Here is a 12,005-nt window from a genome sequence, read left to right as displayed (position 1 = left end):
GCATGAATCGCTAAAAGTTGCCTTGTATCTATTGTTTGGAAAGGGAGAGCATGAATGTCTAGAGCAATGCCTTCTCTTAAAGTCGCAATTGGCGGTGATGAGGCCGCTTACGACCTGAAAGAGATCCTGATTAGTTATATCCGTGAGTTGGGCTATGACGTCGAAGATTTTGGTACGTTTAATGCTCAGCCAGTAATGTACCCGGATGTTGCCTTTGAGGTTGCTACGGCCATTAAAGAGGGGCGCTTTGATCGTGGCATACTGGTATGCGGTACGGGAATCGGCGTAGCCATTTCTGCTAATAAGGTTCCAGGGATACGCGCTGCTCAGGCGCATGATACTTACTCAGCAGCTAAAGCGCAGACCAGTAATAACGCGCAGATTGTAACGCTAGGCGCTAGAGTTGTTGGTCCAGAGCTAGCTAAGTCTATTGTTTCAACCTTTCTGGATAATACTTTTCCAGGTGGGGCATCCGAGCTGAAAGTGGCAAAAATTACCGAATATGAGTCCCGGCTGCATATTAAGTAACCGAAAACCGGTTGTACTTGTCGGCGCTGACTTTAATAACAACACCCTACAAGCTGTGATAAAGCAGTTTGTCCTCATTCCATAGGAAATGACGATGACACGCCTATTCAATGACCCAAGTGATTTCCCTGAAGAAGCCCGCTTAGGATTGGTGGCTGCACATCGCGATAAGCTTATGGCTGTGTCTGGTGGCGTTGTGCGCAGCACGCGCAGTAAGCCGGGTACGGTTGCTGTCGTGATTGGCGGTGGTAGCGGCCATTATCCAACATTTGCAGGGTTGGTCGGGCAGGGGCTGGCTCATGGAGCTGTTATGGGGAATCTGTTTTGCTCGCCTTCATCGCAGCAGGTTTACTCCGTGGCCAAAGCGGCCAGTAATGGGGGAGGCGTGTTGCTTTCGTTTGGTAACTATGCGGGTGATGTGCTGCACTTTGGTGAAGCGCGTGAACGTTTGATAGCTGAAGGTATTCCGTGTGAAATCGTTTTGGTTGCCGATGATGTGGCCAGCGCCCCTTTGAAAGAGCTTGATAAGCGCCGTGGTATTGCAGGTGATCTAACGGTTTTCAAAGCCGCTGCTGCTGCCGCTGAGCAGGGTTTATCGCTTGAAGAGGTGGTTGTTGTCGCCAAGGAAGCAAATCGCTGCACGCGTTCGTTCGGAGTCGCGTTTGCTGGCTGTACGCTGCCAGGAGCGGATGATTCGCTCTTTCATGTGCCAGAGGGCAGGATGGCCATTGGTCTGGGGATACATGGTGAGCCCGGAATTGATGAGACTGATACTCCCTCGGCGGATGGCTTGGCAGAAATGCTTGTTAGCCGGTTACTGCAAGAAGTTCCTGATGGTATCAATGTTCAAGGCGCCCGTGTCGCAGTGATTCTCAATGGTTTGGGCACCGTTAAGTATGAAGAGTTATTTGTTATTTACCGTAAAATCGATGAGTTATTGCAGGAAGTAGGGATAAGTATTGTAGAGCCGGATGTCGGTGAGCTGGTCACTAGTCTTGATATGGCTGGAGTTTCACTGACGTTTTTCTGGCTTGATCAGCAGATGGAGGCGCTTTGGACCGCTGCGGCTGATGCGCCTGGCTATCGAAAAGGCAGTGTCAAACCCGCAGAGGCGTTGGATCCAGCTGAAGTAGACGTGGTGGTGCAAGAGGCGATTCCTGAGGCAAGTGAGTCTTCTCGCAAGTTGGCGCGCGGAGTGGTCGATGCGCTGCAAGTGCTGGCCAGTACTGTCAATAATAATTGTGACCTGTTAGGCCAAATTGATGCTGTTGCTGGTGATGGAGACCATGGAATCGGCATGCAGCGTGGCAGTAAAGCGGCGCTTGAAGGCGCTAATGAAGCGCTCAATGGAGGCGCGGGGGCAGAAACAGTGCTGCAATGGGCAGGTCAGCGCTGGTCAGATAAGGCAGGGGGTACGTCAGGCGCTATCTGGCGGGTTATCTTGAAGGCACTGGGTGAGTCGTTTGGCAATGATAGGCCGCTCACAAGTCAGCGTCTTGCGGCTGGGGTGGTGAGCGCGCGTCAGCAGGTAATGGCATTCGGCAAGGCTGAACTGGGTGATAAAACGCTAGTAGATGTGTTGGCACCGGTTGCCGATGCCTTATCCTGCGCAGCTGAAAAGGGGGAAAGCGTAGTGGCCTGCTGGGAAGTTGCTGCGAATACAGCCAGTGAGGCCGCTGAGGCTACGGCAAAATTACTCCCTCGGGTCGGGCGGGCTCGCCCATTGGCAGAAAAGAGCTTGGGGACACCTGATGCTGGGTCAGTTTCATTGGCATTGATTATTCAAGCTCTTATCCCTGTGTTGAAAAAATGTGAGGCAAGCTGACATTATACGCGTTCATGCGAGGCTCTTCTTGTGTTGGAGAGCCTCGTTTTTGAGCCTGATTAAGCGCTCCTCAACAGTCCCTGGGTGCAAAGCATGAATGGTCAAGACGCTGCAGATATTGACTTAATGACAGAAATTTCAACGCTCTACTATGTGCAGGGGGAGACGCAGGAAGTTATTGCTAAAAGGCTTGGGCATTCGCGTGTGCGGATAGGGCGGCTGCTAAAGCGCGCGCAGGCGGAAGGCATTGTTGATGTTCGGGTGCGTTTGCATCCTGCTGTTAGTGTTGAGATTGAGCAGGAGTTAAAACGGCGCTTTGGTCTAAAGCGAGCGCTGATTGCGTTGGATAATTCCGACCCTGATGTACAGCGCTCGGCAGTCGCGAGTCTGGTGGCTGATCATCTTTCACGCAGTTTGACGGATGGTCAGATTGTGGCGGTTGGGATGGGACGTAACGTCGCCGCTGTGGCTGATAACGTTTTCCGGGCAGAGTCTTTAAATGTGTCTTTTGTCTGTGCGATTGGCGGCTCGTTGCGCGCGGGTGAGCATATGAACCCTGATCATATTTGTCGACGGTTGGCGAGTCGGTTCGGAGGTGATAGTGAGACCCTATATGCCCCTGCTTTGGTTCAGAACAGCGAGCTAAGGGATTCCTTGTATGAAAACTCCACCGTACGCCAGACGTTAGATCGCGCTCGACGCGCAGACACTGCTCTGATTGGCGTTGGTGACGTGAGCGAAGATAGCAATATGGTGCGTATGGGGTGGTTCTCAGCCCAGGAGATCGCTGAAGCACGGCTCTCTGGAACGGTGGGCGATATGATGGGCTATGATTTTATCGATATTCACGGACGACCCTCTGATACGCGCATGCAGGGGCGCGTGGTGGGGCTTAATATTCAGGATCTTACCCGTATTCCTGATGTGATCGCTATCGCCAGTGAGAATACTAAGGCTGTCGGTATACTGGGTGCGCTACGTACGGGGGTCATTGATACCTTGGCGACCAGCGTCACCAATGCTCATACGATTCTTCGCCTCGATGAGGCCACTCAGGGAGATGTTCAAGCTTAATAGCTGCTTATTAATTGCGAGGCGTCGGGTATTTTAGCTAGCGAATTCTGATCCTCCCTCTCTCCTGCGCTAACGTTCTATCTTCGTCTGTTACTCCTTTAGGCATGCTCAAGTTTTGGCATGCCGGGTTAGTTGCGCGCTTACTTTGCGTGGAGTGAGGGGGCGTGGATGGCAATTGGTGTGAACATTTGAACGTTGCTGGATCATATATAAGAAAGGTTTTGTTTCATTATTATGCAGACTTTATGAGTAATCTCCAATAGGTTTATTTTTTTATTATTAAAATCAATAAATTACATTGTAGTCCTAAAGTATAATAGTTAAAAATTGTGCTAGGGATTGACTCGATTGGTCTGAAAGTACTTAATTCATATGTGCATATTAAGATCTTTTGTAATGCGGGCGTAGATATTACTACAACACAAGAGACATAAGGAGTGATCCATGCGTAACACCGATAACGATAGCCACACTCAATTGCCGCTGACAATGCAAGCCGTTGTTGCCTACGCCCCTGGTGATTATCGCCTTGAAGAGGTCGATGTGCCTAAGGTGGGAGAGGGAGAGGTACTGATTAAGGTCGAAGCATGTGGCATCTGCGCAGGTGATCTAAAAGCATACGAAGGCGCTCCCAGCTTTTGGGGAGATGATACTCAGCCCGCGTACATAAAAGCGCCGATGATCCCAGGTCATGAGTTTATCGGCCATGTTGTGGCCTTCGGTGAAGATGTAAAGAGTTTTGAAATTGGTGATCGCATTATTTCTGAGCAGATTGTGCCTTGTTGGGGGTGCCGCTTCTGTAATCGCGGGCAGTATTGGATGTGCGAAAAGCACGACGTATATGGCTTTCAGAACAACGTAAACGGTGGCATGGCCGAGTACATGGTATTCCCCAAAGAGGCTATCAATCACAAATTACCAGATGAGCTACCGATAGAAAAAGCTGTACTTGTAGAGCCTTATTCCTGTTCCCTACACGCTGTTAAACGTGCCCAGGTTGAGTTGGGTGATGTAGTAGTGCTCTCAGGTGCGGGCACTTTGGGGCTTGGCATGATAGGAGCGATCAAGAAGTCAGGAGCTTCCACGCTTGTTGTGTTAGACCTCAACAATAAACGCCTGGAATTAGCCAAGCAATTTGGCGCTGATATTATTCTCAACCCTGCTGAAGTTGATGTTGTTGATTATGTGAAAGGCATTACTGAAGGTTATGGCTGCGATATCTATATTGAAGCCAGTGGTGCAGTACAGTCGGTAGAACAAGGGCTTCATATGATTCGTAAGCTTGGCCGCTTTGTTGAGTTTAGTGTATTCAAAGAGCCCGTTACTGTCGATTGGAGCATTATCAGTGACCGTAAAGAGTTGGATGTATTGGGTGCACACTTAGGCCCATATTGTTACCCACTTGTGATCGAAGGTATCGGCAATGGTGATTTCCCAACAGACCATGTGGTCACTCACAAATTACCGTTAAAAAATTTCCATGAAGGGCTAGATCTAATGCGTAATGATCCTGATGCGTTAAAGGTTGTATTGATGCCTGACTGGAAAAAATAGCGGTGGTTCTGTTTTTATATTAATAAATACAATGATAGCCGGAGTGGTTATGTCGATGACATCAAGTTCGGTGCCCCGTGATAAGCCAATAAAAGTTTATACCGCAGGGGCATTTGTTTTAATACTATTTGCACTAATGGTGTTTGATACCAAAGTGGTTAACCTCACCGAACTTGAGAGTGCGGTAGGTTTTTCGCCACAGCAGTTTGCGCAGGAGAACTTCCCTGATGTGCAAGCGTATATCGAGGCGAATGCTGTCAGTGCTCCAGTATTAGCTTCGGAAGTGCTCCAGGATGCAAGCGGGGCTGGCGATAAATATGGTATCGCAGCTGGTATTGGACATATTGTGCCGGTTTCATTGATGGGGACTGCAGTGGAAAGTCGAGCGGGTGTTTACACCATCGAGGTTGCTGATGTGCCTTCAGAGATAGAAATCCGTGTGCAGACTGGTCCGGCGATTAATGGCACTACGCTGCGAGATACAACCGGAGATATTCAATTTGGCGATTTTACCAATCAGATCGAATACCAAGATGTGGGTGCGGCACTAAATGATGAAATGAAAAAGAAAGTGTTGGCGGATATTTTGGAGCGAGATTTAACTGGGAAAACGTTAGAGATAGTCGGTTCCTTCACCATGATCAATCCCAAGAACTGGCTAATTACTCCTGTGAGTATAGCGGTCATAGAGTAAGGAACTTTTATGTATAACAATGAAAAATCATTATCAGTAGCAAAAGCGGCTTCACATGAGGTGATTCTTTCTGCTCGCAATATCGAAAAACGCTTCGGTGCGGTACAAGCACTGAAAGAGGTGAATTTCGATATACATAGAGGCCAGGTAACGACGCTCTTTGGCGAAAATGGGGCGGGTAAATCCACTTTAATGAAGATTTTGTCTGGGGTTATTACCCAGACATCAGGCGAGATTTTCTTGGAAGAAAAGAGCGTTTACTTCTCATCACCATCAGATGCGGAAGCGCTGGGCATTACCATCATCCACCAAGAATTAAGTTTGGCCCCCAACCTAAATGTTCGCGATAACATTTTTATGGGACGCGAGCTTACCAAGGCTAGTGGTAGCGTCGGCTATAAAGAGGAAGCTCGCCAAGCTGAACGACTAATGGACGAGCTAGGTGAACCGATCCATCCTCTGACAGCCGTTGAAGACCTACGGGTGGGTCAGCAACAAATTGTAGAAATTGCTAGGGCGCTGTCAAAGGATTCGCGCATTCTGATTATGGATGAACCCACTTCCGCATTGAGCGCATCGGAAGTCGAAACGCTATTCAAAGTGGTCAGAGATCTAAAAAGCAAGGGCGTGTCGATTGTTTATATTTCCCACCATCTGGAAGAGGCGCTCCAGATTACTGACCATGCTGTCGTCCTTCGAGATGGCGTTATGACGGCTTATGCGCCGCGTTGTGACATAGATCTACAGTGGATTGTTAGGCATATGGTGGGGGAAAGCTTCAATCTTGGCGCACCGCCAACAGGGTATGAGCAGGGCGATGTAGCGCTCTCTGTTCAGAATCTTTGTGTAAGCGATGACAAAGTGGCGGGACGGTATGTAGTTGATGACCTCACACTTGATGTACGTGCAGGCGAGATAGTTTGCATTTATGGACTGATGGGCGCTGGACGTACTGAGTTATTAGAGTGTGTGGCAGGGCGAACTCGGCAGTCTCAGGGAGATGTGTTACTCCACTCAAATGATATATCGCATTGCAGCATTGCGCAGCGAATCGAGAAGGGGCTGGTACTTGTGCCTGAAGACCGCCAGCGTGATGGGTTGGTGCCTACGATGACAGTAGGTAGAAATCTGTCGCTAGCTAGCATCCAGGCATTTACTCGCCAGGGACTTACCTCATCTCGTTTGGAGGAGGACATGATCACTTCTGCTATCGGTAACGTACATATCAAAACAGACGGAGGAGAGGCTGCTATCGGTTCATTGTCTGGCGGTAATCAACAGAAAGTGGTTATTGGTAAAATGTTAGCAACCAATCCAGACGTCATCATGCTCGATGAGCCGAGCCGTGGTATCGATATTGGCGCTAAGGCGGAGGTCTTCAAGCTGTTGAGCCAAGGAGCACGCCAGGGATTAGCGGTGATCTTTACAACGTCTGAGGTAAGTGAATGTTTGAGTATACCGCATAGGGTGTTGGTGATGAGCAAGGGGCATATCTCTGCTGAGTTCGGCCCGGGCGTATCGAAAGAAGAAATTATGGCTGCTTCGGGCGAGTCAATTGCCGCGTGATTACACAATCGAATAGGTGATTAGCATGTCTCAACACAACAACAAAACGCTGCAAGTTGATAAAGGCAGTATTGATGTCGTTAAAATTTTGCTGGAAGGCAGGGCCTTCTTTGCGTTAATCGCGATCATTATTGTCTTTTCAATTCTTTCGCCTGTTTATTTTTCGACGGGCAATTTTTTGACGATGTCTTCGCATGTGGCTATTTTTGGTTTGCTGGGTATTGGCATGCTATTTGTGATTTTAACCGGCGGTATAGATTTGTCGGTTGGTTCTACACTTGCTCTTTGCGGCGTATTTGCGGGCATGTTGCTTGAAGGTGTAGAGATAGAAGCCTTAAATCTAGCTTTCTTTCCTTCAGTATGGGTTGTGGTGGTACTTACCTGCTTATTAGGTGGGTTGGTAGGATGTATCAATGGCGTTCTAGTTGCCTACTTTAAAGTACCAGCCTTTGTTGCCACTCTGGGCATGCTATATGTAGCTCGTGGAGCCGCTCTGCTGTTAACAGATGGACTTACTTTCAATAGTTTAAGTGGCGACCCAACATTAGGTAATACAGGCTTTGAGTGGCTTGGCTTTAATAAGTTACTGGGTATCCCGGTCGGAATATTGATTCTCTTTAGTGTTGCGATTATTTGCATGTTGGCGTTGAATCGTACGCCTTTTGGTCGTTGGATCTACTCTACAGGAGGTAATGCACGTGCTGCAGAGTTGTCAGGGGTGCCTGTTAATAGGGTAAAGCTCTCTGTTTATATTATTTCCGGCGTATGCGCTGCTATGGCTGGAATTGTACTGGCTTCTCAACTGACATCGGCCGGCCCAACAGCGGGAACCACTTATGAACTGACTGCTATTGCTGCAGTCGTTATTGGTGGTGCCTCATTAATGGGGGGGCGTGGCACGGTACGGAATACGTTATTAGGTGCGTTTGTTATTGGTTTTCTGGCAGATGGCCTCGTTATTATTGGTGTATCCGCCTACTGGCAGATGGTATTCACAGGCAGCGTTATTGTCTTTGCTGTCATGCTCAATAATATTCAATACAGTTCAAATAATAAGTCTGCTCAAAAGGCAGAGAGAAAGCATACAGAAATAAATCGTGAAGGTTCTAGCGCAAAAGCCACGTGAGGTGGCATGGCTTAGAAGTTCGACCTGCTCAGGTCTATCCATCTAAGGACTAATAATCATAACTATGAGGTAATCATCATGTTTTTGAAAAGCAGAAATGTACTTTTTACAGCACTTGCTAGTGCTTCCATACTCTTCAGTGGTTCGCTATCTGCTCAAGATAAGGGGCTGATCTCAATCATTGTCAATGATATGTCAAATCCCTATTGGCAAACGGAAGGGACGATTGCTGAACGTACAGCAGAAGAGCTGGGTTACGAAGCAAATGTCAGTTCGCATGTGGGTGACACCAACACTGAAAGCAATCAAGTTGATACTGCGATTACCAATGGGGCGAAAGCGATTATTTTGGACCCGGCTAACGCCGATGGTTCAATTGGTGCTGTTCGACGGGCAGTTGATGCAGGTATTCCAGTATTTATTATTAATGCTGAGATCAATCAACAAGGACTGGCCGAAGCTCAGCTCGTTTCCAATAATGCGCAAGGCGCCGCGCTAGGGGCGCAAGAGTGGGCAACGCAGCTGGATGGAGAGGGTTCCTATATAGAGTTAAAGGGGCCGCCTTCTGATAACAATGCTGCCACTCGGTCTAATGGCTACGAAACAGTGCTTAGCCAGTATCCTGATTTGATCCTTGCAGCTTCTGATATTGCTAATTGGGATCGGACGGAAGGGCGTAATAAGGTACAGAGCATGCTCCGCTCTCATCCCGATATTAGTGGCATCATCAGCGGCAACGATGAAATGGCGTTAGGCGCGATTGTTGCTCTAAAGCAGGAGGACTTGCTAGATGGTGTATTGGTAGGTGGGTTTGACGGATCTCCAGACGCTGTTGATGCAGTTCGTTCGGGTGAATTAGCGTATACGGTTCTTCAGCCAGTCGCCGTATTTGCTGAAGATGTTGTGAAAATTGCTGATCATTACATTAATACAGGTGAGACGGGGCTGGATAGCGAAAAGCAGCTTTATGACTGCATTCTTATTACCCCGGATAATGTTGATAATTATACCTCTCCATTCGTGCTAGAAGAGTAAGTGATAAAAACTCTGTAGGAAAGAGAGTATGTGGGTCAGTCGGCGTTAATGCTGGCTGGCTTTTTTATTGAGAGTGTTCGTTATGCAGGTGGATGTTTTAATAGTTGATTTTTAAAGTCAGGAGTGGTGCCTGTGATTTTTAATTTTGGTTCAATTAATATTGATCATACTTATCATCTGCCATATTTTGTTCGCCCTGGGGAAACGCTGAAAAGCGATAAGTATAGTAATGGATTAGGTGGAAAAGGAGTCAATCAATCTTTGGCGATAGCGCGTGCCAAGGGTAGGGTGAGCCACTGGGGGAGAGTGGCTGTGACGGATGCCTGGGTGACTGATGAATTACAGTGCGCTGGTGTTGATGTGAGTGATATTGAACTCACTGACGAGCCAAGCGGACACGCGATTATTCAAATTGATGCGGGTGGTGAAAACGCAATCTTATTATTCTCTGGCGCTAACCATGGTTTTACCGAAGAGCGGATCCTTGCTTTGCTGGCAGAAACCAATCCTGGCGATACAATACTGATCCAAAACGAGTGCAATGGTCTTGATAAGCTTATTCCATTAGCAGTGAGTCATGGCTGTAAGGTGATATTTAATGCTGCCCCCATGGATGACGGGGTTTTATCGCTTCCCTTGAACCAGTGCCAGTTACTCTTTTTTAACCGTACAGAGGCAGCGCTTTTACTGGATATGCCGATAGAGTCGAGTGCTTCAGACTTATTAAGGCGTTTGAATGAAACACTTGGGGGGACTGAGGTCGTTCTTACGCTAGGTAGCGAGGGGGCTTGGTATCAGCGCAGTAGCGAGACTTTTTTTCAGGCGGCCATAAGAGTAAAAGCCATCGATACAACGGCTGCCGGTGATACTTTTGTTGGCTACTTCCTAGCGGCTCGTCAGGCGGGCTTGGGGCCGCGGCAGTGTTTGCACAGGGCAACAGCGGCAGCGGCTCTTACTGTTCAACGGCGTGGTGCTGCCAGTAGTATCCCGATGGCAGAAGAGGTTGATGAGTTTATATATCAAAATACTCAAGAGTAGTTGAGGCCAGAGCATTAATTTTCTAATGAACATACCCTCTACTATCAAGAGCTCTTGGCGTCACTTTTGTTATAAGCGGTCATGTAGACCGCCCGTTATTTCTGCCATATAACGTAAGGGGCTAGGTAGTGACTAACTTAGCCCGTAAATTCGGTGATGTTTTTTCAGTATTGTGACTAGAGCTTCAACGTTCACCGAGCCTCCTGCTGTTCTCATCTGGCAAGTTATTTCCGCCGTTTTAGCACTTGTGGGCTTGTCCGCATCAAATAGTGACTAGCCCCCGCTGTGAGAAAGTTCTCCATTGCTGGCTGACGGATACAGATAACATGGCAAATAAATTTGAGGTTAACCTGTGAATAGCTGAGCTAAACAACAAAAGCGATATTCCTAAGCCATCATTGAAGCCCGAGACGTTGGTTCAGTGCTAAACTACTGGAGCTATTAGCAGGTTAATTATTGCGTCAGTAGAGACTGGGTTTTTAGATATAGGGAGTCGATGTGAAGGGCGTCATGTTGAGTGCAGGGAGCACAAAAGCGCTATCCATGTCGCTTGCCGTAGGCGCCGTGGGCGGTGTCGTTTTTCACCTCGCTGGTTTACCGCTTGCCTGGATGCTAGGCCCGCTAATCGCCAACCTGCTGGTATCGGCAAAAGGAATTAACGTTGGCGTACCGGAGCCGCTGCGCAACGTGTTTTTAGCAGTTATGGGATTGGTGCTGGGCAGCCAAGTAACGCCTCAACTTGCCCATCGTGTGCTGGACTGGCCAATCTCGGCAGCACTCTTGCTGGCAGGTGTTGCGGCATCCACCGCTGTTGCTGCGGCGTGGTATCGTCGCTGTGGCTTCGACCCGGTCAGTGCTTGGTTTGGTGCATCGCCAGGGGCCATGACGGCAATGATCATGCTCGGCGATCAATGTGGCGGTGACCCGCAACGCATCGCCATTGCCCAGTCGTTACGTATTATCCTCGTCATCCTGTTTCTGCCTCCCCTGTTTTGGGCATTTGAAGGCGGTGCTGGTGACATTGGGCCAGCCCAGGCTACCCTTGAGCACGGCTGGATGCTGCTCACTATTCCTTTCTTATTACCCGTGGGGCGGTGGCTGCGCATTCCAAGTTCGGCGTTACTTGCGCCGCTTATTATGGCGGCCTTGCTATCTGGGTTTGGGCTGGCAAGCCTTACGTTGCCTGGTTGGGGAATGAACCTCATGTTGTGGGTGCTAGGCAGCGCGATTGGCTCGCGTTTTCAAGGCATGACACGACGCCTGCTCGGGCGTTATTTATGGCAGTCAGGGGTGGCGACGCTGCTTGCACTGATGGTGTTAGCACTGTTTGCTGAACTGATCCATCAGCTGTTGGGCGTGCGCCGTGACGTAGCCCTATTAGCGCTGGCTCCCGGTGGCATCGGTGAAATGGCTATTCTTGCTGTCGCGCTTAATATCGACCCCGTGTTTGTAGCATTTCACCACTTACTGCGTATGGTCACACTGATGATCGTGGCGCCTTTTTGGGCTCGTTGGCTATTGCGTCGCCAATCTTCTTAACTACGTCTGTCTACCAAGGTAACGAA

General features: G+C 48.7%; 10 protein-coding genes. All 10 read left to right on the top strand.

Going from position 1 to position 12,005, the window contains the following annotated elements; genetic code table 11:
- Positions 1–54 precede the first annotated feature (54 nt).
- The 10 genes from NDQ72_14970 (at position 55) to NDQ72_14925 (ending at position 11,979) form a co-directional block, all read left to right on the top strand.
- Complete coding sequence (locus NDQ72_14970; protein ID WKD27349.1) at positions 55–528, top strand: RpiB/LacA/LacB family sugar-phosphate isomerase; 474 nt, start codon at positions 55–57, stop codon at positions 526–528.
- A gap of 94 nt (positions 529–622) precedes the next feature.
- Positions 623–2,353 carry a dihydroxyacetone kinase family protein gene (locus NDQ72_14965; protein WKD27348.1) on the top strand — a complete coding sequence of 577 codons (1,731 nt, stop codon included), beginning with the start codon at positions 623–625 and terminating at the stop codon, positions 2,351–2,353.
- Positions 2,354–2,446: 93 nt separating this feature from the next.
- A complete protein-coding gene (locus NDQ72_14960) occupies positions 2,447–3,427 on the top strand; it encodes a sugar-binding transcriptional regulator (GenBank protein ID WKD27347.1) in 981 nt (326 codons plus the stop codon).
- A 444-nt stretch (positions 3,428–3,871) separates the two neighbouring features.
- On the top strand, positions 3,872–4,981 hold the full coding sequence (locus NDQ72_14955; GenBank protein WKD27346.1) for an alcohol dehydrogenase catalytic domain-containing protein: 1,110 nt from the start codon (positions 3,872–3,874) through the stop codon (positions 4,979–4,981).
- Between the two features lie 49 nt (positions 4,982–5,030).
- Positions 5,031–5,675 (top strand): DUF2291 domain-containing protein, encoded by a 645-nt coding sequence (locus tag NDQ72_14950; protein ID WKD27345.1) that lies wholly within the window; start codon positions 5,031–5,033, stop codon positions 5,673–5,675.
- A gap of 9 nt (positions 5,676–5,684) precedes the next feature.
- Complete coding sequence (locus NDQ72_14945; protein ID WKD27344.1) at positions 5,685–7,241, top strand: sugar ABC transporter ATP-binding protein; 1,557 nt, start codon at positions 5,685–5,687, stop codon at positions 7,239–7,241.
- Positions 7,242–7,266: 25 nt separating this feature from the next.
- Entirely contained in the window at positions 7,267–8,367 is a 1,101-nt protein-coding gene (locus NDQ72_14940; protein ID WKD27343.1) for an ABC transporter permease, read from the top strand.
- Between the two features lie 78 nt (positions 8,368–8,445).
- Entirely contained in the window at positions 8,446–9,402 is a 957-nt protein-coding gene (locus NDQ72_14935) for a D-ribose ABC transporter substrate-binding protein (protein ID WKD27342.1), read from the top strand.
- 126 nt (positions 9,403–9,528) lie between these two features.
- Positions 9,529–10,440: a ribokinase gene (locus tag NDQ72_14930; protein ID WKD27341.1), complete on the top strand. Its 912-nt coding sequence runs from the start codon at positions 9,529–9,531 to the stop codon at positions 10,438–10,440.
- A gap of 543 nt (positions 10,441–10,983) precedes the next feature.
- Positions 10,984–11,979, top strand: a complete 996-nt coding sequence (locus tag NDQ72_14925) for an AbrB family transcriptional regulator (protein WKD27340.1) — start codon at positions 10,984–10,986, stop codon at positions 11,977–11,979.
- The last annotated feature ends 26 nt before the right edge of the window (positions 11,980–12,005 follow it).

The sequence above is a fragment of the Halomonas sp. KG2 genome (genome assembly GCA_030440445.1).
Lineage (GTDB): Bacteria > Pseudomonadota > Gammaproteobacteria > Pseudomonadales > Halomonadaceae > Vreelandella.
The sequence above is the reverse complement of the archived record's forward strand: the minus strand, read 5'-3'. Positions and strand labels throughout refer to the sequence as shown.